The organism is Micromonospora sp. MW-13 (assembly GCF_003434305.1).
In the GTDB taxonomy this organism is placed as follows: Bacteria; Actinomycetota; Actinomycetes; order Mycobacteriales; family Micromonosporaceae; genus Micromonospora.
Genome location: NZ_QKKX01000064.1, coordinates 35,951 through 61,591 on the forward strand (window position 1 = coordinate 35,951; position 25,641 = coordinate 61,591).

The window sequence follows — 25,641 nt, forward strand, 5'->3', positions numbered from 1 at the left end:
TTCCGCTGTCGCGGCGGGCGTCTCGGTCATGTCTGACGGACCGCGTCCGCCGGCGTCGGGCGGTCCCGTCCGTCAGGCACAGTCGACGGACGGCACGGGCGGAGGACGATCAGGTGGGCAGTGTTCGACGTACGGCCGCGGGTTTCCTGGCGACGCTCGCGGCGCTGGCCGCCGTGGGTCTGCCCGGCGGCCCGGTGACGGCGGCCCCGGCGACCGGCGACGAGGTGTACGCGGCGCTCGGCGTCAACCGGGTGGCGGGCGACTACGTGGTGCTGGTGGACGTGTCCCGTTCGATGCGCGAGGGCCGGCGGTACGAGCGGGTGAAGGCGTCGCTGCGGTCGTTCCTCGCCGCGCTCGCGCCGGACGACCGGATCGCCCTGGTGACCTTCGCCGACTCGGCGCGGGTGGTGCACGACGGCCCGGCCGGCCGCTCTCCCGACCAGGTCGTCGGCAAGCTGCCGCGCACCGCCGACGGGCGGCACACCGACATCGGCGCGGCGATCGAGACGAGCCTGCGGCTGTTGAACCGCCAGGGCACGCCGCAGATCGCCACGGTCGTCCTGCTCACCGACGGGCGGCACGACCCGCCGGCCGGCAGCGCGTACCCGTTCGAGCAGGGGTACGCGTGGAACCAGCTCGCCGGGGCCGGCCGGTCGTTGCGGAAGACCTCCCTGAACGCGTACGCCGTGCCCCTGGCGGGGTCGACCGGCGCGCCGCTGCTGGCCAGGGTCTACCCGGGCGCCCGGATTCTCGCACCCGCGTCGATCGACCGGCTGGGCGCGCAGCTTGAGCAGCCCAAGTCCGCAGCTCGCGCGGCGAAGGCCCGCAGCGTGCTCGGCGACGACGCGGCCCACGGCATCCAGGTGACCTGGCCCGCCGCCACCGGCCGGCTCGACGGCGGCCGGACCCGGCTGGAGGTCCGGCTCCGGTCGACCGCCACGAGAATCCCGCTGGTGGTCGATCACCTCGCCGTGCGCAGTGACCGGCCGGACCTCCGGGTCACGGTGCCGGCCGGCCCGGTCGAGCTGCCCCCTGGCGGCACCGCGACCGTGCCGGTGACCGTCGAGTGGGACCCCGGACCCCGCCGGGTGGCGCCACTGTCCGAGGTCACGGCGAGCACGACGCTGAGCCTCAGCGGTGACGTGGGTTCGCCGTGGGCGGACGTGCTGACCGGCGATCTCGGGCTGGCCTTCCCGCCGCGACTGGACGGCGGGGTGACGAGCGTGTCCCTCTCCGCCCAGCGCGGCAGCCTCGGGTGGTGGGTCGCCGGCGGCGTCCTGCTGCTGGCCCTGGCCGGGGTCGGGTGGTGGGGGCGCCGGCGGCGGCTGAGCCCGCCCCTGGCCGGGACGCTGCGGGTACGCGCACCCGGCGGAGAGGAGCGCGAGCTGCCGCTGGCGGGCCGTCGGGCCGCGCTCACCGCCGGATCGGCGGGGCTGCCCGGGTACGGCGAGGTGACCGCGTCGCGTTCCTCCGCCGCGTCCGCCGAGATCCGCCTGGTGATCCGCTACTCCCCGGACGGCTCGGCCGCCGGCCGGCAGGCCGGCACCTGCGGCCCGGGCGAGACCGTGGAGCTGGGCGGTGCGGCGTTCACCTGGCGGCCCGCCGCGCCCGGGCGACGCGGCGGGGTGGCGAGCGTCTCGGGGACGGCACGGTGACCGGCGTGGACGCCCGGCGCGAGGACGCGGTCGACGAGTTGCGGGAAGCCGACCTGCTCGCCCACGGTGAACTGGTCCCGGCCGGGGAGCGGGCCCCGGACGGGGGGTTGGCCGCCGCCCCGATCCCGGTGCGCTGCGGGCGGCCCCTGCTGTACCCCGTGCCCGTCGGGGACCTGCCGGTGTACCTGCGCCGCCGGGCCGAGGCGACGGGCGGGTCGTACGTCGGGGCCCTGTTCGCCTTCGACCTCGACGCCCTGCCGAGGGGGCAGCGGTACACGGCCGCGTGGTTCGAGGTGACGCTGGCCGACCTGCGGGCGCTGGCCGCGCGGCTGGACGGCGACGGCGGTGCCCTCGGCCTGACCTACCTCGCCGACGACGCCGAGCCGGCGTCGGCGACCGCGACACACGTCGTGGCGGCGACCCGGACCCGCCCGGGCTGGCTGCGCAGGCTGGCGAGCCGGGCGGGAACGCCCCGCGCCCACGTCTTCGGGATCCACCGTCACGAGTTCGGCTGGGCGTACGAGGACCCGCGCGGCGAGCTGCTGGTGCCCCGTGCCCACGGCATGCACGCGCTGCTGGAGTTGCCCGCCGGGACGACCCGGGTCGCCGGGACCCTCGACGTCCGGGTGCGGGTCGCCGGTGGCCGGGAGCGGTACGGCGCGGGCCTGCGCGAGTCGGTGCGGTTCGACGAGACGCTGTCCCCGGGCTGCCCCGTGGACGGCGCGGCGGTCCGGCTGTGCATGGCCGCCGACGTGTCCGGCTACAGCAGGCGCAGCACCACCGCCGCGGAGCAGGTCCAGCGGGACCTGGTCGCACTGCTGTCCCGGGTGCGGCGGGCGGCCGGGGTGCCGGACTCCGACGTCGCCCCCCAACCGCAGGGCGACGGCCAGTTCACCGTGCTGCCGGTCGGCATCGACGAGGCCGTGGTGATCTCCCGTCTGGTGCGCGGCCTGGAACGGCACCTGCGGGAGCTGAACACCGGCCGGGCACCGGCGGACCGGCTGCGGCTGCGGGTCGCGCTGCACCGGGGGCTGGTCAAGGCGGCTGCCAACGGCTGGGTCGGCGTGGCGGCCGTCGCGGTGCACCGCATCCTGGACAGCCCGCCCCTACGCGAGGCGTTGGCCGCCCGGCCGGCGGTCGACTTCGTCCTCGGCCTGCCCGACGTGCTGTTCCAGGACGTCATCGCGCACGCGACCCAACCGCCCCTGCCGGCGGATTTCGCCCCGGTCACGGTGGACCTGCCGGCCAAGGACTTCGTCGAACACGGCTGGTTGTACGTCGGCCCGGGGGCGGCCGGATGAGCACCCTGTACGCCCTGCTGGTCGGCATCGACAGGTACCGCTCACCGGCGGTGCCGGACCTGCGCGGGTGCCGGACCGACATCGACGACGCCCTGGCCTACCTACAGAGCCGCACGGCCCCCGGGGTCGACCTCGACGCGCTCGTGCTGTCCGACGGGCAGGCCACCCGGGCGGCGGTGATCGGGGCGCTGCGGTCCCACCTCGGTCGGGCCCGCTCCGCGGACACCGCCCTGTTCTGGTTCAGCGGTCACGGGTCGCAGGCTCCCGCCCCGCGGTGGTGGTACGCCGAACCGTCCCACCTGGTGCAGACCCTGGTCTGCGCGGACAGCCGGCACGGCGGCGTGCCCGACCTGCTGGACAAGGAGCTGTCGATCCTGCTCGACGACGTCGCCCGCCGGGCGGGACACGTGGCCGTGGTGCTCGACAGCTGCCACTCCGCGGGCGCCACCCGGGAACTTGAGGACCGGGAACCGGGCGCGCGGGCCCGCGCGGTGGAGCCGATGCCGGCTCCGCCGGCGCGGGAGCTGCTGCCGGAGCTGACGGGCGGCGAGCCCGCCTCGCCGCCCGCGCCGGAGCACGTCGTCCTGGCCGCCAGCCGGTCGCACGAGGCGGCCCAGGAGATGGACCTGGGTGGCCGCCGGCGAGGGCTGTTCAGCTGGGCGCTGCTGCGCGCCCTCGGCCGGCTCGGCCCGACGGCGACGTACCGGGACCTGCTGATCGCCGCGCAGGCCGAGGTGGAGCGGAACGCGTACCGGCAGGTGCCGCAGCTCGTTCCGCCCGGTCGCGGCATCGCCGACCGGCCCTTCCTCGGTGGCCGCCTCGCGCCGCCGCCGTCCGGCCTGGTGTTGCGGTATGCCCGCGACGGGTGGGAGGTCAATGCCGGGAGCTGCCACGGTCTGCCCCCGGCCCCCGACGCCACGGCGGGCGCGGTCCGCGTCGCCGTCGTCGGCGGGCCACCGGCGCGGGAGGCCGAGGTCGTCCAGCTGCTCGCCGAACGGAGCCTGGTGGAGCCGGTGGGGTGGCGGCCCGAGCCGGACAGGCAGTACCGGGTGGTGCTCAGCCGGGTGCCGCTGCCGGCGACCACCGTGGCGGTGGGCGGCGTGGATCAGGACCGGGCCACCGCCGCCGCCCTGCTTGCCGCGCTCGGCACGGCCGGGCCGGACGGCGGGCCGTCACCGCACCTGCGTCCGGTCGACCCGGCGGGCACCGAGACGGTCCCGGAACTGCGGGTACGGACGCCGAGCCCGGGCGTGGTTCGGGTGGAGGACCAGCATGGCGTCCGGTTGACCGGGGACCTGACCGGCGTCGTCGGCGGCGGGGCGCGGCGGGCCGTCCGGGCGCTGGAGCACATCGCCCGGTGGCGGCAGCTGCGCGACCTCACCAACCCGGTGACCGGGTTGGCAGGCGCGGTGGCCGTCGAGGTTGTCGCGGCGCGACCGGGGGAGACGATCGCGCCGCTCACCCGCCCGCCGGTCGAGGCGGACGCGGACGGCGTGGTCAGGCTCCGCTACGAGCCCGGCCCGGCCGGGTGGGTGCCGCCCACCGTCTTCGTCCGGCTGCACAACCGCAGCGACCGGCGGCTGTTCTGCGTCCTGCTGGACCTGACCGAGCGGTTCCGGGCCCACGCGAACCTGTTTCCGGGCGATTACGTCGCCCTGGGCGGGCGCACGGCGGCCCTGCGGGGACGCCGGGTGGTGGCGTCCCTGCCGGCCGGCTCCGTGGTCGAACCGGGGAGGCGGGCGCGGGACTGGCTGAAGTTGGTGGTGGCGGAGGAGCAGTTCAGCGCGGAGCCGTTCGAGATGCCGGCGCTGGACGACCCGCGCGGCGCGGCCCGGGGGCCGCTCGCCGTCCAGGGCTTCCTCGGTCGCGCCGTCCAGCACCGCGACCTGGTGGCGTCCGCCGAGGACGGCGCGTACGACTGGGCGACCGTCACCGTCCCTCTCGTGATCGAGGTGCCCGGACCCGGGGACTGAGCCGGCGGCGCCGGCCGGCTCAGAGCCCGTGGTAGACCATGGCGCTGCGGTACTCCGGGTCGGCGAGGGCCGGGCCGGTGACGTCCATGGGGGCCGGTGTCAGCCCGGCCGGCGTCCTGCGGTCCGGGGACGCCAGCCACCGGCGCACCGCGCGGACCGCTGCGGCCGGCCGTAGCCCGCCGCGGACCAGCCCGGTGTGCAGGACGGCCAGCATCAGCGTGGCGACCGGGCGGGGCACCGGCCGGGCCCAGCCCACCACTCCGGTGAAGCCGGCAGCCAGGAACGCCTCGGCGAGCGGCCCGGACCCGTCGCCGGCGGGCGGCAGGATGACCAGGCCGCCCTCGGTCGCGGTACGCGTCGTCCGCCCGGTGATCGCGGCGGGGTCCAGGTCGGCCGGCCCGGCCAGCTCCAGCGCCCCGGTGACGCTGACGCCGCAGGTCAGGTGCAGCATCGACGCGTCGAGGCGGCGGCGTACCTCCTCCGGCGTGCCGGGGCCGTCGCTGCCTCCGTCGGCGCGGCCCAGGACGACCGCCCGGGGGTAGAGGCGGCGGCACAGGCGCACCAGGCCGGCCTCGTCGTGACCGCCCCGGGGGTCCACCACGAGCACCGGGGCCTCGGTGACCCGGAGTGGGACCCGCCCGGCCAGCTCGCCCGCCTGCCGGGCGGAGGCGACGTGGGAGATCACGGCGTCGTCGTCGGGCAGGGGCTCGGCGCCGACGACCACGACCCGGGGCGGCAGGGCCCCGTCGGGGCGGCCGTCGCGGAACCTGCCGTCGTCGGTGTGCAGCAGCAGGCGCGTCCCGTTCGGCCGGGACCAGGCCAGCGCCTGGACCCGGACGCCGTGCAGCGCCCGCGCCACCGGGACGAACCGGTCGTGGAGGGCGTCGCCGACCCGCCCCTCGGGGTTGCGCCCGTCGAGGAGCCTCGCCAGGTCGACGGCGAGCGGAACGGCGCCGGACGGGTCGGCGGGCAGGGCGTCCGCGGCGGTCGACAACGTCACGGCGGCGGCCCGGACGTCGTCGTCGACGTCCCCCCACCCGTCGTCGGCGTCGTCGCGCCCGCGCAGGTACAGCGCCACGGCCAGCACGGTCCGGTCGGCGGCGGTGGCGGCGGCGCCCGCCGCGTGGGTGACGGAGGTGGCCAGTCCCACCAGGTCGTCGACCAGCCCGGCCGGTGGCGGCGGCGCGTCCGGGCGCAGCAGGGCCGCGAGGGCGGCGTGCGGGTCGCCGCCGCCCGCCACCCGCTCCCGCAGGGCACGCCGCAGCGCCGCCAGGTCGACGGGCGCCGCCGACCGCCGGGCGCGGTCGCCGGCGCTGGGCACCGGCTCCGGCCCGTGCAGGACCGTGACGGGGAAGTCCAGCGGGTCCACGGTGGCCGTCGCCCGAGCGCCGGGGAGGTTCGGCAGCCGCGGCATCCTGCCGGCTTCCACCCCGTCCGCCATCCGTCGCTGCACCTCCTGCATCGTGGCCATCGCCCGCATCACCGGCCCGAAGTCGATCGAGGTGCCGGTGAGGAGGCCGGCGTCGAGCCCGCCGAGCAGGTCCCGTACCGTCTCGGCGCACGTCAGCATGGCCCGCGCTCCCTCGGCGATCTCCGCACCGAGCAGGTCAGCGGCCAGCACCTGCTGAAAACAGTCGATCGCCCGTTCCGCCTCCGCGCGGGCTGGCCGGTGGTCCGCTCCCGCCAGCAGGGTCGACGTTTCGAGCGACTGCAACCCGCGGACGACCGCGGCCAGGTAGAGCTGGCCCAGGTTCAGCCGCGCGACGCACGTGAACACGGGTGGCAGGTTGGTCGCCGCGACCCCTTCCTCCAGCAGCCCGATCGCCCGCTGCCGGTCGCTCTCCGGCCCGCCGTGCATGGCCTGCCGGGTGCCGAGGAACCAGCCCAGATGGCTGGCGACCTGTGCCCGCATCGGGTCGCCGGGCCGGAGATGGCCGTACGCCTCGGCCAGGCAGTCGATCGCCTCGTCGAGCGCGGGCAGGCCGACCGGCTGCCCGGGCCCGGCACGCCAGTACCGGTCGGCGAGGATCTGGAAGAGCTCGAGCAGCGGGCGCGTGCGTGCGGTTCCGGTCAGCCGGGTCAGCCGGGCCCTCAGCTCCTTCTCGGTGTCCTCTGCCACGGTCTCCCTCTCCTGCACGGAGCCACCATCCGGCGGCTCACCATCCCCAGTGGACGAAGCCGGCCCAGGCAGCGACATGGGCGAGCTCCTCGTGGTGCAACTGCTGGCGTAGCCGCGCCGGCATGCGGTCCGGGAACGACCGGTCGGGGTCGAGCATCCAGATCTGCGCCCGCCGCAGCGCCTCCCACACGGGCAGCCCCTCGGCCATCACGTGGTGGTGGAACATGTACATCAGCACCGAGGTGGCCCGGTCGGGGATCGCCCACTGGGTCGACAGCACCGACCGGACCCCGCCGGCGAGGAACGCGGTGCCCAGGCTGTACGCCTCGTCGTACCCGTTGATCGCCAGGCCGGTGCGGCAGGCGGCGAGCACGATCAGGCAGATGTCGCGTTCCGGGGACCGTGCCGTCAGCTCGACCAGTTCCTCGGCGGTCAACCGTCCGCCGCCGTCGAGCAGCAGGTAGGAGGTGGCGGACTCCGGGTCGGTGTTGATGACGCCGTGGCAGGCGAGGTGCAGCACGGCGCCGGAGCCCGGGCCGGTGCTGGTCAGCCAGTCCCGGACCTCGTCGACGCTGCCGGGCCCGGATCTGCTCGTCGAGCCGTCCACCCGCCGGCCGACGTACCTTCCGCCGGGGTAGAAGGACCGGTGGATGGCGTACGCCTCGGCCCGGGCAGCGGCCAGGTCCGGCGCCACCCCACCGGTGTCCGGGTCCCCCACCACCAGGCCGACCGGCGCGGGCGGCACGGGGGCGAGGGCGGCCGAGTGGCAGAGCATGCGCGCGGACGCGGCCTGCGAGAACGCGACCAGTTGCACCGCGTAGGTGCCGTCCGACCGGCGGGCTGCCTGCCACGGGAACCGGGCGAGTTCCCCCATCGGCACCAGGACCACCCGTGGCGGCCGGCCGGCGTCGGGGCGGGCGAGCGTGGGCAGGTACCGCTCCACCAGCGGGCCGATCGCCGCCCGCCAGGCCCAGTCGCACATCGAGTCGAGGCTGGCGGCGAAGTCGGTCGGGTCGTCGAGGGCGGTCAGGTCCCGGCCCGGGTCCGCGATGACCGCGTCCCGCCGGGCCAGGGCCGTGAGGTACCGCTCGACGTCGAGGTCGTTGCGGACGTGCAGGTTCGGCAGGGCGATGTAACCGGTCGGTCCCCGCTGCGGCGCGATGACCGCGAAGCCCGGCACCGGCCTGTTCCCCGGCACCAGGTAGACGAGCGCGTCGGCGTCGAGGGCGGCCAGGGCGGTGCGGATCTCGTCGAGACCCGGCGCGTCCAGCAGCGCCGCGCCGCCACCCGGGGCGGCGAGCACGCTCAGCACCTCGTGGCGCAGGCCGGTCGGGAGGCTCTCCGCCGAGCCGGACGCCGCAGCCTCCCGCCAGCGGCGCGCGAGGTCGGGCCGGTCGGCGTCGTCGAGGCGGCGGGGGATGTTGCCGACCTCGGTGGCCGCGTGGAGGGCGAGTCCCCGGCCGGCGTCGAGGGCCCGGATGGCGTTGTCCGGGTCGTTGAACATGAGGCACTGCCGGGCGACTTCGACCGCGTCCCGTGCCGCCCGGCGCGCGGCGAGGTTCGCGGCCGGCAGGTCGGACTGGAGCAACACCTTCCAGGCGTGTTCCTGGAGCCCCTCCAGGGCCGCCTTGTGCGGGTCCGGCACGGCTCCGCGCCGCCGCCGGGTGTACGACAGCATCTCGTTGATGGCCGCCCACATCGGGTGCGCCGGCCCGCCGGCCAGCGTTCGCGCCTGTTCGAGCAGCCCGTCCGCCTCCTCGACGTCCCGGGTGGAGCTGGTGAGGTCGCCGCGGTGGTACAGGGCGACCGCGAGCCCCAGCAGATGGCCCGCGCGCTTGGGGCTGTCGGGGTCGGCGAGGGCCACCGCTGTGCGGAGATGTTCGATGCCCTGCTCGACGCGGGCCAGGTCGGCCCCCCAGCCGGAGTAGACGGCCGCGCCGCCGACGCCCCCGTGGTACGACGCCCGGCCCTCCGCGCCGAGTTCCGGCCGCAGCGTCAGGTCTGTCATGGCGGTGAGTTGCTCGTCGGTGAGGGCGGGTGCCGGGGCGTTCGGGTCATCGCGGTACATTCCGGCCAGCGGACCGAAGAAAGTCGTAACCTCCTCGAAGGCGTCCCGCAGCGGGTCGTCCGGTGGCAGGTGCTCGACGGCCTGCCGGAGCTGGTCGATGGACGGCCGCAGGTCCTCGTCCCGATGGCTCGCCCCGATGACGTCCACGATTCCGGCGAAGGCGTCCCCGAGGTGCGCCATGGCGGGGATGCTGGCCAGTTGGTCCCGGAGCCGGCGCGCCTCGTCCGGGAAGCGCCGCAGCACGGCCTCGTCGCCGTTGTCGAGAGCCCGCAGGTACGTGAGCATGGTCCGGACCGAGCCGAGTAGCGGCGCGGTCGCCGGGGTGTCGTCACCGCCGACCTGGTCGAGGAGGGTGCCCAGCTCCGTGAGCATCGCCCGGTCGTCCACCACCTCTCCGTCGGCGCCGGCCCGCAGCAGCGCGATGGAGCGGGCGGCCGCGCGCACCTGTGGCCAGTCCGCCGTGTCGGGCGGGTGTCGTTCGGCGATCTCCAGCAGGCCGGCGATCTGCCGGATCCGGTCCCGGTCCGTAGGCGAGACGGACCTCAGGACCGCGGGCAGCAGGTCGGCCGCCAGGACGCCCCGGACGGCCAGCCCGGCGGGGAGCCGGTGCAGGTCGGCGATCGCCGCGTCCAGGTCACCCCGCCCGAAGGCCGCCCGGCTGATGGCGACACACCGTTCGGTGATGCCGGCCGCCTCGTCCACGGTTCCCCCTCGCCACGCTCCGCCCCGACTACCGGACCTGACGGACGGCAGGCGTCGGACGGGCTCCCGGACGGAGTCGAATCCGTCCGGGAGCCCGCTCGGTGCCATCTCGGTGGTGGGGCGGAATCACCGGTTGCTGACCGGCTGCCGGCCGGTCAGGAGAACTTGATCGAACCCGCCCGGTTGCCCCACCCGTCACCGATGTTGGCGAGTTTGGGCGACTGGTCGATCCAGGTCGACGAGGCGCCGGTGAAATTGATTCCGTCGAAGAGCTTGACGTCGCACTGGTGGTAGGTGTGCACCGAGCTGATCTTGTTGTTCAGGTCGCCCACCGCGGTGCTGCGCAGGTCGTCCCACTGCCACTCGGCGTCGTAGGTCGGCGTGCACTCCCGGGCCTGGCTCCAGGCCAGCACCGTGCCGGTGTAGTCCGCCCCGGTGTAGGTACGGGCGATGACCAGACTGGCCTGGGCACCGACCGCGCGCAGCGCCCGGTCCTCGCTGCTCGCGCAGGTCATCGCCCCGGTGTCGAGGTTGACCGCGCAGTTGCGCTGCGGCGCCGCGGCAGCCGGTGCGGCGAACACGCCGAGCAGGCCCAGGGTGCCGAGGGCCGTACCGGTCGCGGTGACCATTCGTGCCTTCATCGTCTTTCTCCTTCGTCTCGGAACGGGTGCGGATCGTCGGACGACGTCCCGTTTCCATTGCTAGTCGCCGGTCCGGTTGACCAGGACGCCCACGGGCCTGGGTCAATCAACTCCGGACAATGCGTGTCCACCGGCGGCCACCCGACAGCCGCCTGGCCAGGCTGGACAGCGTTGGTAACGATGAATCGGATTGCTCGGAGAGCTGGGTGAAGGGGAGTTGAGTGGCTCGTCAGGAGAGACCCGTCGATCCGACCGCCGGCCCGGTGCAGGCCCTCGCCTACGAATTGCGCAAGCTCCGCGCCGAGGCGGGCAACCCCACCTACCGTCAGCTCGCCAGATCCGCCGGCTACGGCGCGACGACCCTGTCGGAGGCGGCCGGCGGAGCCCGTCTGCCGACCCTGGAGGTGCTGCTGGCCTACGTGGGCGCGTGTGGGGGCGACCCCGACGAGTGGCGGCGGCGCTGGCACGAGGCGGCGGCGCGGGCGCGCCCGACGGAGCCCGTTCGGCAGGCGGCCGGGGAACGGGCCGGCCACCCGGAAGAGGGCGGCGGCGCGGGCGAGTCGGGCCCGGACCGGCCGGCGGTTGCACCGTCCGCCGGGCGGCAGCCCGGGAGCGGGACGCCCCGGCCGCGCCGGAGGTGGGTCGTACCCGTCGTTGCCGTCGCCGCCGCGATCGGCACCGTCGTCACGGTGGTCGGCCTGCCGGACGACGGCCCGACGGGACCCGGCGCGGCGCGCTGTCCCGCCGTGCCGGACGGGACCGCCTTCACCGCGGTGACCTACGGGGGCGGCGCCCACGTGCGCGCCGGGGCCGCCCGGGACGCGTCCGTGCTGACCACCATCCCGCCGGACTGCACGGTCGGGTTCACCGGCTTCTGCGTGGGCGAGAAGGTCTACGACAACACCGGCGGCATGCCGGACGTGCGCTGGTTCAAGGTGGCCGGCGGCGGGGTCGTCTCCTCCGCGGTGTTGCACGGCAACCCGCCGCGTGACCTGCGGGCGTCGGACTGTCGCCAGGGGCGTCCGACCTCGACCGGCCTCGAACTGTCCGTCGTCACCGGGGCGGGCCGCTCCGGGGCCGTGACGTTGCGGGCCACCGGAAGGGACCTGTACGTCGTGGGCTTCACCACCTCCGCGGGCGACCCGGCGTCGCCCGGCGAGCGCACCTGGCGACAGGTCGCCCTGGCCGACGTGCGGGACCCGGCCGTCGGGGCGAGCGCCCGGCTCGACGCGCTGCCCGGCCCCTCGGCCCGTGGGCCGGTCGTCCTGGTCGCGGCTGCCTGCCTGGGCGGGGACAGCCCGACCGGCCTGGTGCGGGCCCGTCAGGTTCGGCCGGAGGATCCGCGCGAGGCGGTGCCGGTGACGCTCGACCAGCGGCAGCAGGCCGAGGCGGCCCGGTCCGCCTGCCGCTACCCCAGCCGGGGGTGAGGGGCGGCGGGCGTCACCGGGCTGTCACCGGCGGCCCACAGTTCCTGGCACACCGTGACGCTGGGGTGACGCAAGGCCCCGCAGACTCCATTCGCACAGGGCCGGCGAAGGAGACCTCATGATCGGAATGCGGCGGGTGCCCGGAGGCATGGGATGACGGGCGTACGCACGGTGCTCGCGATGCGCACCAGGGAAGGCTGCGAGGAGCGGTTCGAGGCCGAGTGGCTCTCGGCCGCCGAGCAGATCCGCACGCTCGACGGGTGCCTGCGTCAGGACCTGGTCCGCGACGCCGAGGACCCGCGCAGCTATCTGATCATCAGCGACTGGGCGGACCGGGACCGGTTGGACGCCTTCGGCCGCAGCGAGCAACGGGACCGGCTGCTGCGCGTGGTCCGTGAGCTTCGCGAGTCCGCGCAACGGCACACGTACCAGGTCCTGCACGTTCTGCGCAGCGATCCCGAGGAGTCGCGATGACCGAGAACCTCGTCCCCGCGGCGGAGCTCTACACCGACGAGTTCGCCGCCGACCCCTATCCCGCCTACGCCCGGCTGCGGGCGGACAAGCCCGTCTGCCCGGTCAGCTCGCCGCGGTTCGACTCGTACCTGATCAGCAGGTTCGACGACGCCCGGACGGCACTGACCGACCCGAGGCTGTCCAAGGACCTCTACGGCCCCGGCCAGCACTACCTGCGGATCTTCGGGCCGAACTCGGAGGGGTTGAACAAGAACATGCTCAACTCGGATCCGCCGGAGCACACCAGGCTGCGGCGGATCGTGTCGCAGGCGTTCGCGCCGCGCCGGATCGAGGCGCTGCGCCCCCGCGTGGCGGAGATCGTGGACACGCTGCTCGACCGGATCGTTCCGCGGGGCGGGTGCGATCTGATGCGCGACTTCGCCATTCCGTTGCCGATGCTGGTGATCAGCGACCTGCTCGGGATCCCCGAGTCCGACCACGAGCGGGTCCTCGACTGGACACAGGTGATCAGGACGTCCGGGTCCGCCAACCGCAGCCCCGAGAAGGACCGGGCCGCCGTGCAGGAGGCCCAGCTACGCCTGCACGACTACCTCGCCGACCTGGTGCAGGCCAAGCGCGCGCGCCCCGCCGACGACATGATCAGCGCGCTGATCGACGCCTGCGACCGCGACGGGGAGCTGTCCGAGCAGGAACTGGTCACCACCACCTTCCTGCTGCTGTTCGCCGGGCACCAGACCACCGCGGACTTCATCGGCAACGCGACGGTGGCCCTGCTCACCCACCCGGACCAGCTCGAACTGCTGCGGGCCAGCCCGGAGCTGCTGCCGTCGGCGATCGAGGAGCTGCTCCGGTTCGACGGCCCGCTACCGGTGGCCAGCCCTCGGATCGCCACCGAGGACGTCGAGTACCAGGGCGTGTGCATCCCGCGCGGGTCGGTCGTCGGCGTGGTGATCAACGCGGCGAACCACGACCCGGAGCACTTCGCCGACCCGGACCGGCTGGACCTCCGCCGCGAGCGCGCCCCGCACATCGGCTTCGGCTACGGCGTGCACTACTGCCTGGGAGTCTCGCTGGCCCGGATGGAGGCGCAGATCGGCATCGGGACGCTGCTGCGCCGGCTGCCGGGGCTGCGGCTCGGGGTGCCGGTCGCCGAGCTGCGCCGGTTGCCGGCGGCGTCGCCGTTCCGTGGCCTGCTGGAGTTGCCGGTCCGGTTCGCCGCCTGACGTGCCCGGCGCGCCGGTCCGCCCGACCGGACCGTGCCCGGTCCCACCTCCACCCGGCCACCGTCCACCGGCCATCCGGTCACCGTCCACGGGGTTCACCGTCCACCGGGTCACCCGTCCACCCGGTCCACGTCCATCCACCTGAGGAGCAGCCATGATTTACCGGTCCGTGATCGTCTGCCACATCGTTCCCGGCAGCGAGGGCATCGTCGGCGACGTCTTCGGCTACTACGACAAGACGACCCGACCGCAGGATCTCGGGGTGATCGGCCGCACCCTGCTGTCGCTGGACGACCTGTACATCCACGTGATCGAGCGCAACGTGGACCCGAAGGCGTCGCTGGGCAAGGCCCGGGGGCTGCCCGCGTTCCAGCAGATCGCCGAGGCCATCGCCCCGTACGTGACGCCGTACCCGAGGAACTGGCAGAACCCGTCCGACTCCGTCGCCAAGGAGTTCTACAGCTGGGTACCGGCCGAGGGCTCGGTGCCCGCGTCGGAGTCGCCCGACGGGAACCTGACCGTCATCGTCGCCCGGATCAAGCCCGGGGCGGAACCCAACGTCGCCCGCGTCTTCGCCGAGTCCGACGCGGGGTCGCTGCCGGTCGAGCTGGGCGTCACGGGGCGCTGGCTGTACTCGATCGACGACGTCTACCTGCACCTGCTGGAGCGCACCGACGCGGCGTTCGCCGATGCCATGCGGGAGAGCCACGCCAAGCCGGCCTTCGCCAAGATCATGGAGGACCTGAGCACGTTCATCACCCCGTACAGCCCGGAGACCTGGCGCGGCCCGGAGGACGCGGTGGCCAAGGAGTTCTACCGCTGGCGGGCCGAGGACTGAGACCGCGACCCGGGTGGCGTCCTGGCGTCGGCCCGGACGCCGACGCCACGGCGCGCCGGCCGAGCGGTGATCGCCGGCACGGCCTTGAAGAGTGGTTGGTTACTCACCAGTAAAGGGGGCGTGGCGGGGTCGGGTGCGCCGTGCCGGTCAGGGTCGCAGGCCCGCCGACAGCGTCCTGGCCCACGGCGCGTCGACCTGCTCGGCGCCCATGGTCACCACCGCGTTGCACAACGCGCCCCGGGCGAAGAGCTCCTGCACCTGCGCCTGGCTGCCGCCGGAGACGCTACGGGCGTACTCGACCAGGCGGGCGTAGCCCCGCTGGACGGCCTGGCGGATCTCCGGCACCGAGACCGCCGCGCACTGGGCGTGCAGCTGCACCAGCAGCAGCTCCTGGTCCCGGATCAGCAGGACGTACGCGCCGGCCATGGCGGACAGGACGGCCTCGGGCGAGCTGCCCTCGGCCGTCGCCGCGCCCTCGCTCAGGCTCTCCCGGAACCGTTCGAAGCAGCGCTCGACGACCGCGGCGAACAGCGACTCCTTGTCCGGGAACAGCCGGTACAGGTACGCCTGGGAGATGCCGGCACGCTTGGCGACCTCGACGGTGGTGGTGCCGAAGTAACCCCGGGCCGCGAACGCCCCGATGGCCGTGGAGAGGACGTCCTCCCGCCGGTCCTCGGCGGTGGAGAGCGTCCTGGGGCGGGTGGTCGGTGACATGTGAGTAGCCAACCACACTCATCGTGCCCCGGCAAGCGGGTGCCGGTTCAGGGCCGTACGCAGTCCGTCGCCCCGTGCTGCCAGGAGTGGTCGTAGCGGCCGGCGACCTTCGTGACGAACTCGGTGACCGCCCGCTCGTCGAGGGTGTCGAGCCGCTGGAGCCGTTGCCAGCCGCTGAGCCCGATGCCGTGGTCCAGGGCGGGGTAGGGCGCCACCACCACGTCGCGGGGATACCGGCGACCGAGGCGTTCCAGGGCGCGGACGTCGGCCGGGGAGACGTCCGGGGCGTACTGGACCAGGACGTGCCCGTGCTCCAGCGCGTGCACCTGCAACTCCTCCAGCACCGGCTCGCGGTAGATGCCGGGGGTGACCACGCGGGGGGAGTGCGGGCCGGAGGTCGGCGGCACCGTCCGGTACGCCGCGTGCGGCGCCCCCTCGTACGCTATGTGCCGGTTGCCCTCGAACGGCGCCGGCGTGCCGGGCACCCGGTCGCAGGAGAGGGCCTCGGTGTCGTCGGCCAGCCCGAGGACCACGCCGAGGCCGAGGCTCGACATGGTCAGCACGCTGAGGGTGGTGACCACGACGCTGACCAGCGTCCCGAGCCAGCGGCGGCTCACGCGGCGGCCCTCCTCGCCCGGACCCGGTTGCGGACGACCACCCCGAGCGGCAGCAGCACGTTGAGCGAGGTGAACAGCAGCAGCGCGATCCCCTCCCACCAGTAGGGGCTGGCGAACGGCGCGCCGACCAGCACGCCCGCCGCCCAGCCGAGGGTGACCTTCGCGCTCGGCCACAGGAAGTGCACGACGAACCAGGCCATCCAGACCAGCCCGGCGACGTAGAGCAGCCGGTACCAGCGGGACACCCGCAGGTCCCGGGCGTGCGCGTCGCGCAGGATCGCCGCCTCCCCGTCGTCGAGCCGGCGGACCAGGCGCTTGAGCGACAGCCGGGTGATCTGGTGCAGGTTCCGGCAGCCGGTCGCGGTGGCCATCACCAGGTACATGTCGGTGCGCAGGTAGGCCAGCGTCTGGAAGGCCAGCTTCACCGCCTGGCTGAACACCACCATGGCGAGGAACCGGACCATCCCCGGGGGCAGGTCGATCCAGCCGCGCGACCAGGCGAACCGGGGCGCGACCGCGCCGAACAGCAGCACGCAGTCGATCGCCATGCCGGCGAGGAACGGGCCGTAGCGACGCTCGGGCGGCAGCGCCCACAGCCCCGACAGGTCGGTCTCCAGCACCGGGAAGATTCCGCGCCGCTCGACGCGCAGCCGCGACGGCACGCCGACGGCGGCCCCGGCGAGGGCGTGCCAGACCTCGTGCACGATCGTCAGGACGATCACCACCACGTTGGTGATCAGCAGGCTGAGCACGATGTCGGGGAAGATGAAGGTGTCCTCGTACGTGGGCAACAGCGACGGCTCGGCGGCGAACATCGCCACCGTCGCGACGAGGCAGCCGACGTACCCCGTCCAGGCGGCCCGGCCGAACAGCGGCCGGACCACCCGGGCCGGGATCCGCGAGACCGACCAGTGCCGGGCGGTGGCCGGCGCGGCCTCCCCGGCGGTACGCCCGTCGATGATGCCCGCGTCGAGCAGCACCTCGACGAAGTCGAGGGCGTCGACCGCCTCCCCGGTCTCGCGTTCCACCTCGTCGGCGGCCTCGGCGACGGTCCGGCCGGCGGCGAGCAGCCGCACCAGCCGGGCCCCGACCTCGGGTACGACCACGAAGTTGCCGGTGGCCGGGTCGCCGACGACGTACTCGTCGGTGTCCTCCTCGCGGACGACGAGGTGGGCGACCCGGGGCCGGCTGTCGGCGTCGAGGGTGATCACCGCTCCTCCCCGACCCAGCCGCAGGTCCCGCACTTGTGCCCCGGAGTCGGGTTCACCACGTAGTGGTAGGTCAGGTCGGTCAGGCTCAGGTGGTACATCCGGCCGAGCGTGCTGGCGGGGATGCCGCCGAGGTGGTGCACCGCGTCCAGGGCGGCCAGGTGGCCGGTGAGGTTGGCCGACGGGGCGATCACCGCGTGCCCGGTGAACCCGAACAACTCCTCCGGCTCGGCGCCGTGCCGCTCGCGGAGCCGGTCGCCGACGCTCGGCAGACATGCCTGGCAGCAGGTGCGGCCCGGGACGAACAGGCCGACGACGGCCATCGGGCCGGCGTACTGGGCGATCATCCACGGGGTACCGGTGCGCAGGGCGGCGGCGTTCGTCCAGTCGCGGATGGTGTGCAGGGGTTGGTCGGCGCAGAGCACCAGCAGGTCGCGCCCGCGCATCAGCGTCATTGCCGACTCGGTGGAGTCGACCCGGGTCTGCTCGCCGGTGACCGTCACGTAGGAGTTCATCCGGCGGAGGCGGTCGACCGCGACGGCGAGCTTCGGCGCGCCGATGTCGTCCTCGGTGTAGAGGAGCTGACGGGTCAGGTTGCCGGGCTCGACCACGTCGAAGTCGACGCAGTGCACGGCCCCGACCCCGGCGGCGACGAGGGATGCCGCGACGGCCGAGCCGGTGCCGCCCAGTCCGACCACGACCACGCGGCTCGCCTTCAGCCGGGCCTGGACGTCGAAGCGGGACGGGCGCGGGGTGAGGTCGACCCACGCGTGGTAGGTCAACGCCCGCTCGTAGCGGTCGATCTCGGCGGGGCTCAGGGTGGGCGGGGGCGGCGCGGCGGCGTCCTCGACGTATCCGGCGTCGATGATCGTCCGCATCGCGTCGGTCGTCTCGTCGGCGGTCAGGTCGGGTCGTTCGGTGAGCAGGGCGTCGACGATCTCCGCCCGGGTGCGGGTGCCGTCCATCAGGCGTAACAGCGACCAGAGAAAGCCGTCCTCGTCGTCGATCTCCGCCCCGATACCCATTTGTCGACCGCCGATGCTGATGAGCGTCGGAGTCAGTCGCAATGGTTTGTGAATGCCCTTGATCCGTGGTCGCAGCATGCCCGGAAACTCCTCCGCCAGGCCGGCCGGGACGCGAGGTGCCGCGCCCCGGCCGGATGTCCGATCAGCCGCAGAGGTCGTTGCGGCAGCCCGGTTCGATGATGGCGACGGTGGTCTCGAGCTTCTCAAGCTTGCGCACGAGGACCTTGGCCGGCTTGCGCTTCGTCTCGATCTTCTTGTCCATGGGCGGCCTCCAACGAATTGAGAGGGACTGACGCGGCGATCCCGCTCGCGTCGCCATCATTAGAGCACCCGCAAAAACCTTTGACAATATTTAACTGCGTCGAACTAATGTGATCGAACTGGGCTCAAACGGAGGTCTGCCGCCGCGTTCGGCGAATAGTCAGCTAAAGGCCCCGCGGCTGTCGGTGTCGGCGGTAATTCATGGTTTCCGGACAGGTCGTCCAGGTGGGACGAATGGAATTATGGGTGGTTGGCGGTCGGCAAAGGGTGAATGGCAGAATTGGTCCACTGGAGCCCTTTTGCGGTGGATGCTGTGGACGGGGCGGCTGGTCGACGGGATTCCCAGCGGCGGCCCGAGTCCCTGCCGAAATCCGACGCGGTTGTCCGATCACGGGCAGCTACCAGGGCGTATTGATGACTACCATCAGTGGTGTCGCTCGTCCCGGGCCGGCTCGACGGCCGGCTACCTCGGGGAAGGTGTGCGCGATGCCGACAGAACCCGCCCGCAGCCCTTCGCTGAGCCTCACGCGGTCCAGGCTGATCACCGCGCTGGACGTCCGGCCCCGTTCCCTCGGCCTGGTCGTCGCCCCCGCCGGGTCCGGCAAGACCACCCTGCTCGCCCAGTACGCGGCCACCGGGCCCGGGTCCGTGGGCTGGCTGCGCGTCGTGCCGTCCGACGCGGACCCGGCGCGGGCGCTGCGCCGGGTGGAGGCGACGCTGCCCGACGGCGGTGCCGGCCTGCTGGTCGTCGACGACCTGCACCTGGTCGAGGGAACGCCGGGGGAGTCCGTGCTGCTGGACCGGGCCCTCGCCCTGGTGCGCGAGGGCGTCCGGGTGCTGGTCGGCACCCGCCGCATGCCGCCGCTGATCCTGACCCGGCACGAGTTCTCCGACAGCGTCGTCGTCGACGCCGAGCAGCTTCGGTTCCGCACCTGGGAGGTGGAGCGGCTGCTGCGCGACGTCTACCGGGAGCCGCTGCCGGCCGACGACGTGGCGGCCCTGGCCCGGCGGCTCGGCGGCTGGGCGGCCGGCCTGAAGCTCTACTACCTGTCCACCCGCAGCCAGCCGCTGGCCGACCGGCGCCGCGCGGTGGCCTCGCTGGGCGTGCGCTCGGCGCTGTCCCGGGACTACCTCACCCGTACCGTGCTGGCGGAACTCGCCCCCGACCTGCGCCGGTTCCTCGTCCACACCTGCGTGTTCGAGGTGCTCACGGCCCAGCGGTGCGACCGGCTGCTCGGCGGCGGCGACGGGCAGGCCGCGCTGGAGGAGCTGGAGCGCCGGCAGGCGTTCACCGTCTCCCACGACGGTGGCCGGAGTTTCGCGTACCACGAGGTGCTGCGCGCCCACCTGATCGCGGCGCTCGCCGAGGAGTTGGGGGAGCATGCGGCGCGGGCCTGGCACGCCCGCGCCGGCCGGCTGCTCGCCGCGGAGGGCGCGGTGCTGGAGGCGGCCCGGTGCTTCGCCCGCGCCCAGCAGTGGCCCGACGTGCACCGGCTGCTCGACACCGCCGGGGGCGACGTCGCCGTGCGGGGCCTCGACCCGTGGTCGGACGTGCTGCCCGCCTGGTTCATCGCCGAGGACCCGTGGCTGGTGCTCGCCGACGCCCGGCACCGGATCAACGAGGGCCAGCTCGCGGCGGCGGTGCCGCTGTTGCGCCGGGCCGAGGAGATGTTCGACGGCGAGCCGGCCCGGGCGCGGTGCCGCTCCCTGCGCGCCGACGTGACGGCCTGGCTGCCCGACGGCCCGCACTGGCGCGGGCACTGGTCCGGCTGGCTGCGCACGGCCACCCGGCGGCACCCGATGGTGGTCGTCGGCGAGGCGGAACGGCTGACCGGGGCGGCCGACCCGCTGGTGCGGGCGGGCGCGCTGCTGCTGGCCGGGCACGCCGGCGAGGCGGCGCGCGTGCTGGACCGGTGGACACCGTCCGACGCCGGCATGGTCGGGCTGGCCTGCCGGCTGCTGCGCGCCGCCGTCGCGCTGGCCGGCGGGGACCCGCAGGCGCCCGCCGCGGTCGCCGCCGTCGGCCTGGACGCCGACCGGTCCGGCCTGCCCTGGCTGGCCCGGCTGGCCCGGGCGGTGCCCGCGCTGTCCGGGGCGGAGGCCGACCTCAAGGAGGCCGCCGCCGTCGTCGAGGAGTGCGACCGGCTCGGGGACCGGTGGGGCGCCCTGCTCGCGGCCGGCTGCGCCGCGCTGGCCCGCTCCCTGCGCGGCGGGCCGGAGCCGGAGGAGGCCGGCCGGCTGCTCGACCGGGCGCGGGAGGTGGACAGCGGGGTGCTGGCCGCCTGGGCGCAGTCCCTGCTCGCGCTGGCCGCCGTGCGCGGCCGGCTGCCCGACGCCGATGTGGAGGTCCGTCGCGCGGAGAGCACCGCCCGGGCCGCCGGAGTGCCGGGGGCGCGGGTGCTCGCCCTCGCCGCGGGGGTGCCCGCCGGCCCCGGCCGGGCGGTGGGCCTGTCCGCCGTCCACGCCGCCGCCGAGCACGCCGGGCTGCCCCGTCCGGTGGTGACCGCCTGGGTCACCCCCGAGCGCGGTGCCGCACCGGCCGTGCCGGACACCGCCCCGCTGACCGTACGCTGCTTCGGCGGCTTCCGGATCTGCCTGGACGGCGAGCCGCTGAACTGGTCGCCACTGCGCCCCCGGGCCCGCGCCTTGGCCCGGATGCTCGCCATGCACGCCGGCCGGGCCGTGCACCGCGACCGGCTCCTCGACGCGCTCTGGCCCGACACCGACCCGGCCACCGCCACCCGCACCCTGCACGTCGCCCTGTCCAGCCTGCGCCGGTTCCTCGACACCCACCTGCCCACCGGCGACGGGGAGAGCCTGCTGCACCGCGACGGGGACGCGTACCTGCTGGCGCTGCCCCCGGGGAGCTGGTGCGACGTCACGGAGTTCCGGCTCGCGCTGGAACGGGCGTCCAGCCCCGGGGCGACCCGGGACCCGCGCGCGCTCGCCGACCTGCGGGTCGCGGTGGCCGCGTACACCGGCGAACTGCTGCCCGAGGACGGCCCGGCGGAGTGGGTGGTGGCCGAGCGGGAGACGCTGCGCCGGCAGGCCGCGGACGCGGCGGCCCAGCTCGCCGAGGCCGCCCTGCGCGCCGCCGGCGCCGACGGGGCGGTCGCGACGGCGGCCCGGTGCGTCGAGATCGACCCGTGCCACGACGCTGGCTGGCGGCTGCTGATCGCGGCGCACGACCGGGCCGGCAACGCCGCCGCCGCCGAGCACGCCCGCCGCCGGTACGCCGACGTGCTCGTCTCCCTCGGCCTCGACCCGGCACCCGCGGAGACCGCGCCAGCGGGAACCACCGTCAGCGTCGACCGAAGAATTCCGCCTCCCCGATCGCCACGGCCGGATCCAACCCGGGCCCGTACGTCGAGCGGACCACCAGCCTGATCCGCACCACGTTCGCCGCCTCGACGGGGAACTGCTGCTCCCCGGGCTCGTCGCGCAGCTCGATGTCGGTCTTCTCCTGCTTGCCGTCGGCGTCGACGGTGACCACGGTGAGCCCGCGCGGCCGGCCGGCTTCGAGGAACGCCTGCCGCCGCTCGCCGACGCCCGGGGTGATGATGACGGTGAGCAGCCGCACGGGCTCGGTGAAGCGGCCCTCCACCCAGGCGCCGGCGGCCGTGCCGGTCGGCGCCCAGTAGCGGTTGCTCGCCCCGTCGGTGAGCCGGGCCGCGCCGGCACCCAGCTTCTCCGACGACGCGCTCACCGCCGCCGGGACGAGCGACGCCGGTTCCTCGGTGCGGTCGCGCACCGCCTCCACGGCCCGCCGCGCCAGGGGCGGCCCGGCCACCGCGAGCACGCCGACGAGGCAGAGCCCGAGCACGAGCAGCAGCAGCCGCCGGGCCGCCCCGGCGGCCCGGCGGTCCTTCCGGGCGGGGCGGCGGGGCCCCCGGCGGCGCACCCGGTCCCACAGCCGTCGCCACCGGTCCCGCAGCCGCTCCCACCAGGTGGCGCGCTCCGGCGCCGGCCCGACCGGGGCGGTCAGCGACTCCCCACAGAACCGGCAGATCCGGCGGTTCGGCGGGTTGACCCGGCCGCAGTGGGCGCAGGTCAGCTCCCGCTCCGGCGGGCGGGACGCCGGGTCGACCGCAGCGGCCGGCCCCGGCGTCTCCCGGGTGGTGCTCGGTGCCCCGGGTTGCAGCGGCTGGGGCGTGCCGTCGCCCGCGCGGACCGGCTCGTGCCCGCCCGGCTCGTGCCCGCCCGGCTCGTGTCCGCCCGGCTCGTGCCCGCCCGGGCCGGGCGGGTGCGCTACGGGGGCCGGCGGGCCGGCGGTGGACGGCCCGGGGCCCGGCGGGGCCGGCACGGCCGGATCCGTCCGCGCGTCGGTGCTCCGGTCGGTCACCGGCCGGTCCCGGGTCACGGCCGGCCCCGGGGCGGGCGGCGGGCTGCCCTCGTCCCACAGGTACTCGCCGCAGGCCGCGCAGAACTGCCTGCCGTCGGCGTTGGCGGCGCCGCAGCTCGCACAGGTGATCATGACTCGATCTCCAGCGTCAGCCGGACGTGGGCCGGTACGGCGGACGCGACGACCTGCCGCACCAGCGCCTCGTCGGCCGCCCCGGTGACCCGGACCAGCACCCGTGGGGCCTCGTCCGGCGGCGGCCCGCCGGTCGGCGTCGCCGACCAGGTCACCCCGCCGTTGTCGGTGACCTCCACCCGCGCCCCGGTGGCCACCCGCACCGCCAGCTCGACGCCCCGGGCGGTCCCGCGCCACCGGTGCGCCTGCACCGCGTGCCGGACCACCTCCCGGCGCACGTCCGGCGCCCGGTCCCCGTCGACCGGCGCGGCCACCCAGCCGGCCAGCCAGTCCAGGAAGTCCGGCGGGGCCAGGTCCAGGTCGAAGTACGCGTCCAAACAGTCGAGCGTCAGCAGGACCGGCGCCAGCACCTCGTCCAGCCCGGCGGTGAACCGCTGCGCGAAATCGTCCTCCAGGTACACCGCGGGCAACTCCTGCCCGATCGGGTGAGGGCTCGCCAGCCCCGGCACCGCACCCCGCATGATCCCCTCCTGACCTCGACGACCCGCCCGTTCACCCGGTGACCCGCACCTGGTGGGCGTACGAGAAGGCGATGGCGTTGACGTCCAGCTCGATGCGCTGCACGGCCTCGCCGCGTTCCCCGGTGGTCGGATCGGCCCCGAACAACCGGACCTCCTCCACCAGGTCCACCCCGTCGACCCGCTGCAACACGGCGTGCAGCTCACCCGACTGGATCGGCCGGCCGAAGGGCCACCCGTCGCCGTCGGGCCCGCCCCGCACCGGGTCGAGGTAGTCGTACAAAGCGCGCAGCGCCCGCCGGCGCAGCTCCGCGTCGGACCCGCTCGCCCGAGGCCGGGAGCGGACCCGGGCGACCACCGTCACCCCCTGGTAGAACGGCGGCTCCACCAGCACCCGGGCACCCACGCAGCGGCGGGCGTCGAGGAAGGCCCGGATCCGGTCCAGCACCTCGTCACGGGGCCGCAGGGCGGCGAACCGGGCCGCGTCGTCCTCGGCGTCGCCGTGCTCACCCAGCGCCGGCACCACCAGCACCCGCACCGCCGCCGAGCCGTCGCCCGCCGGCACGCACTTCACCCGCAGCACCTCCGGCGCCGCCTCCCGGGCCAACTGCTCGTAGTCCTCGGCGGTGACCGCCCGTTCCCGGGTACGCAGGCTCAGCGGCCCGCGCACCGACGTCTCGGCCAGCGACTCGCCGTCGACGCCGCCGGTGGCCGCCGCCCGGTTGGTCACCGTGGACACGAACGGCACCGGGTCCCGCAGCACGCTCAGCGTGCGGGCGGCCACGTTGCCCCGCCGCCCCCCGCCCGTGCGGTAGGTCGGGATCCGGACCACCGCGCCCTTCGGCGGCACCGCCCCGTACCGGCGTACCGTGCCGTCGGCCTGCCGGACGGCCGGGCCGAAGCCGATCTCCCCGCTGGACCGGTCGACGCACACGTGCCGGTCCTGGGGCCCGGAGCCGGCGAAGCTCGCCACCTCCCGCCAGGTCTGCCAGCCCTCGGCGGCGCTCACCTCGATCCCGATCGCGCCGTCGGCGGCCACGATCGGCGCCCGCTGCACCGTGAACCGCTGCCCCGGCACCCCCTCGGACGCGCCCAGGGTCTCGCCGCCGATCAGCTCGGCGTGGCAGGCGCTCACGGTGCCGCCGATGGTGACCGCCTCCGCCCGGCCCAGTCGGGGCGGGGCGTGGAAGAACGGCTGCCCGGCGACGGCCTCGCGCAGCCGGCAGCGCAGCCAGCCGGCGCGGTGCCGGGCCTCCACCGACGCGGCGTGCCGCGCCGGGACGTGCACGACCACCTCGCCGGCCCGGTTCAGCGCGCCCGTGGTGTCCCGCTCCACCGGGCACTCCTCCCAGCCACCCTCGGTCCACGCCTCCCACACCAGCGGCGGGTTCGTCGGGTCCACCCCGCGCCCGGCCACCACCCAGTCCATGGTGAGCAGCACGGCGCAGCCCGGCACCGCCCTGTCGAGGCCGAACAGCACGGCGTCGCCGGCCACCGGCGGGTCCGCGAACGCCGGGATCCGGTCCGCGCCGCCCAGGTCCCCGGTCCGGTCCGTCGGTCGCCCCCCGGCCGGCACGGTCAGCACCCGGACCAGCCGGCACGGCGGCACGGTCAGCTCGTGCAGCGTCTCGAAGGTCACCGGCTCCGCGTTCTCCGCGCGTACGGTCGCCACGTGCGTGCCGGCCGGGACGACGACCGGGGCGTCGCGGGGCGCGGACAGCCAGAACGTCACGTCCGTCGACGCCACCGCCGGCGGGAACGGGGCGATGCCGAGCAGGTCCAGGAACTTCACGTAGTGCCGGTCCGGCACCCGGTTGAGCCGGTACAGGAGCTGGTCCACCATGTACGCGAACGTCTCGATCAGGGTCACCCCCGGATCGGACACGTTGTGGTCGGTCCACTCCGGGCAGCGCCGCTGCACCAGGCGCTTCGCGTCGTCCACCAGGTCCTGGAAACGGCGGTCGTCGAGGTGCGGGGCGGGCAGGGCCATCACTCGGCTCCCGGTTCGTGCGCGGGGATGACGTAGAACGGGAAGACCAGGTTGCGCGGGTCGTTGTCCTGGCGCAGCCGGTACCGGATGTCGATGTAGAGAGTGCCCCGGGCCGCGTCGGCGAAGTCGACCAGCACGTCGTCCAGCTCGACCCGCGGCTCCCAGCGCTCCAGCGCCAGCCGCACCTGGTACGCGACCTGGCCGGCGGTGGACGGGTCGGCCGGGGCGAACGCCAACTCGTGGATCGCGCAGCCGAACTCGGGGCGACCCGGGCGCTCGCCCGGCGCCGTGCCGAGGATCAGCCGGATGCTCTCCACCACCTCCCGGTCCCCCCGGACCAGGGCGATCCCCCCGGTGGGATCGGTGCGCAGCGGGAACGCCCACCCGGCGCCGACGAAGTCGGTGGCCATCGG

The 25,641-nt window shown here is 75.2% G+C and carries 19 protein-coding genes; 8 read left to right on the top strand and 11 right to left on the bottom strand.

Annotated features, from left to right (window positions below; all coding sequences use genetic code 11):
• Positions 1–113: 113 nt before the first annotated feature.
• From C5N14_RS27030 to C5N14_RS27040, 3 genes are read left to right on the top strand one after another with little or no spacing between them, the layout of a single operon-like run.
• On the top strand, positions 114–1,655 hold the full coding sequence (locus C5N14_RS27030; protein ID WP_117672028.1) for a vWA domain-containing protein: 1,542 nt from the start codon (positions 114–116) through the stop codon (positions 1,653–1,655).
• Positions 1,652–2,956 carry a hypothetical protein gene (locus C5N14_RS27035; protein ID WP_117672030.1) on the top strand — a complete coding sequence of 435 codons (1,305 nt, stop codon included), beginning with the start codon at positions 1,652–1,654 and terminating at the stop codon, positions 2,954–2,956. The genes C5N14_RS27030 and C5N14_RS27035 overlap by 4 nt, the downstream gene beginning before the upstream one ends.
• Positions 2,953–4,929 (top strand): caspase family protein, encoded by a 1,977-nt coding sequence (locus tag C5N14_RS27040; RefSeq protein ID WP_117672032.1) that lies wholly within the window; start codon positions 2,953–2,955, stop codon positions 4,927–4,929. The genes C5N14_RS27035 and C5N14_RS27040 overlap by 4 nt, the downstream gene beginning before the upstream one ends.
• A 19-nt stretch (positions 4,930–4,948) precedes the next feature.
• On the opposite strand, the gene C5N14_RS27045 is transcribed toward C5N14_RS27040, so the two are convergent.
• From C5N14_RS27045 to C5N14_RS27055, 3 genes are all read right to left on the bottom strand, one after another.
• Positions 4,949–7,066, bottom strand: a complete 2,118-nt coding sequence (locus C5N14_RS27045; protein WP_117672034.1) for a hypothetical protein — start codon at positions 7,064–7,066, stop codon at positions 4,949–4,951.
• Positions 7,067–7,085: 19 nt separating this feature from the next.
• Positions 7,086–9,818, bottom strand: a complete 2,733-nt coding sequence (locus C5N14_RS27050) for a CHAT domain-containing protein (RefSeq protein ID WP_117672037.1) — start codon at positions 9,816–9,818, stop codon at positions 7,086–7,088.
• Positions 9,819–9,973: 155 nt separating this feature from the next.
• On the bottom strand, positions 9,974–10,459 hold the full coding sequence (locus tag C5N14_RS27055; RefSeq protein ID WP_128763670.1) for a peptidase inhibitor family I36 protein: 486 nt from the start codon (positions 10,457–10,459) through the stop codon (positions 9,974–9,976).
• Between the two features lie 221 nt (positions 10,460–10,680).
• On the opposite strand from C5N14_RS27055, the gene C5N14_RS33445 reads away from it, so the two are divergent.
• From C5N14_RS33445 to C5N14_RS27075, 4 genes are all read left to right on the top strand, one after another.
• The gene (locus C5N14_RS33445) at positions 10,681–11,886 is read left to right on the top strand and encodes a helix-turn-helix transcriptional regulator (protein WP_243640074.1); all 1,206 of its coding nucleotides are present in this window, start codon (positions 10,681–10,683) and stop codon (positions 11,884–11,886) included.
• Between the two features lie 153 nt (positions 11,887–12,039).
• Positions 12,040–12,360 carry a putative quinol monooxygenase gene (locus C5N14_RS27065; RefSeq protein ID WP_117672041.1) on the top strand — a complete coding sequence of 107 codons (321 nt, stop codon included), beginning with the start codon at positions 12,040–12,042 and terminating at the stop codon, positions 12,358–12,360.
• Positions 12,357–13,583 carry a cytochrome P450 gene (locus tag C5N14_RS27070; protein WP_117672043.1) on the top strand — a complete coding sequence of 409 codons (1,227 nt, stop codon included), beginning with the start codon at positions 12,357–12,359 and terminating at the stop codon, positions 13,581–13,583. The genes C5N14_RS27065 and C5N14_RS27070 overlap by 4 nt, the downstream gene beginning before the upstream one ends.
• A 154-nt stretch (positions 13,584–13,737) precedes the next feature.
• Entirely contained in the window at positions 13,738–14,421 is a 684-nt protein-coding gene (locus tag C5N14_RS27075) for a TcmI family type II polyketide cyclase (protein ID WP_117672045.1), read from the top strand.
• A 147-nt stretch (positions 14,422–14,568) separates the two neighbouring features.
• On the opposite strand, the gene C5N14_RS27080 is transcribed toward C5N14_RS27075, so the two are convergent.
• From C5N14_RS27080 to C5N14_RS27095, 4 genes are read right to left on the bottom strand one after another with little or no spacing between them, the layout of a single operon-like run.
• Entirely contained in the window at positions 14,569–15,135 is a 567-nt protein-coding gene (locus C5N14_RS27080) for a TetR/AcrR family transcriptional regulator (RefSeq protein WP_117672047.1), read from the bottom strand.
• Between the two features lie 47 nt (positions 15,136–15,182).
• Positions 15,183–15,752, bottom strand: a complete 570-nt coding sequence (locus C5N14_RS27085) for a DUF3105 domain-containing protein (protein ID WP_117672049.1) — start codon at positions 15,750–15,752, stop codon at positions 15,183–15,185.
• Positions 15,749–16,963 (bottom strand): PqqD family protein, encoded by a 1,215-nt coding sequence (locus tag C5N14_RS27090; RefSeq protein ID WP_128763671.1) that lies wholly within the window; start codon positions 16,961–16,963, stop codon positions 15,749–15,751. The genes C5N14_RS27085 and C5N14_RS27090 overlap by 4 nt, the downstream gene beginning before the upstream one ends.
• Positions 16,960–17,985 (bottom strand): ThiF family adenylyltransferase, encoded by a 1,026-nt coding sequence (locus C5N14_RS27095; RefSeq protein WP_165878236.1) that lies wholly within the window; start codon positions 17,983–17,985, stop codon positions 16,960–16,962. Before C5N14_RS27095 ends, C5N14_RS27090 begins: the two co-directional genes overlap by 4 nt.
• Before the next feature lie 747 nt (positions 17,986–18,732).
• Here C5N14_RS27095 and C5N14_RS27100 point away from each other — a divergent pair.
• Complete coding sequence (locus tag C5N14_RS27100; protein ID WP_165878237.1) at positions 18,733–21,633, top strand: BTAD domain-containing putative transcriptional regulator; 2,901 nt, start codon at positions 18,733–18,735, stop codon at positions 21,631–21,633.
• On the opposite strand, the gene C5N14_RS27105 is transcribed toward C5N14_RS27100, so the two are convergent.
• From C5N14_RS27105 to C5N14_RS27120, 4 genes are read right to left on the bottom strand one after another with little or no spacing between them, the layout of a single operon-like run.
• Positions 21,548–22,720, bottom strand: coding sequence for a zinc ribbon domain-containing protein (locus C5N14_RS27105; RefSeq protein ID WP_117672056.1), 1,173 nt, complete (start codon positions 22,718–22,720; stop codon positions 21,548–21,550). The two genes, C5N14_RS27100 and C5N14_RS27105, sit on opposite strands and share 86 nt — an antisense overlap.
• Complete coding sequence (locus tag C5N14_RS27110) at positions 22,717–23,241, bottom strand: phage tail protein (RefSeq protein WP_165878238.1); 525 nt, start codon at positions 23,239–23,241, stop codon at positions 22,717–22,719. Before C5N14_RS27110 ends, C5N14_RS27105 begins: the two co-directional genes overlap by 4 nt.
• Positions 23,242–23,272: 31 nt before the next feature.
• Positions 23,273–25,228, bottom strand: a complete 1,956-nt coding sequence (locus C5N14_RS27115; RefSeq protein ID WP_117672058.1) for a putative baseplate assembly protein — start codon at positions 25,226–25,228, stop codon at positions 23,273–23,275.
• Positions 25,228–25,638, bottom strand: coding sequence for a GPW/gp25 family protein (locus C5N14_RS27120; RefSeq protein WP_117672117.1), 411 nt, complete (start codon positions 25,636–25,638; stop codon positions 25,228–25,230). The genes C5N14_RS27115 and C5N14_RS27120 overlap by 1 nt, the downstream gene beginning before the upstream one ends.
• Positions 25,639–25,641 lie beyond the last annotated feature (3 nt).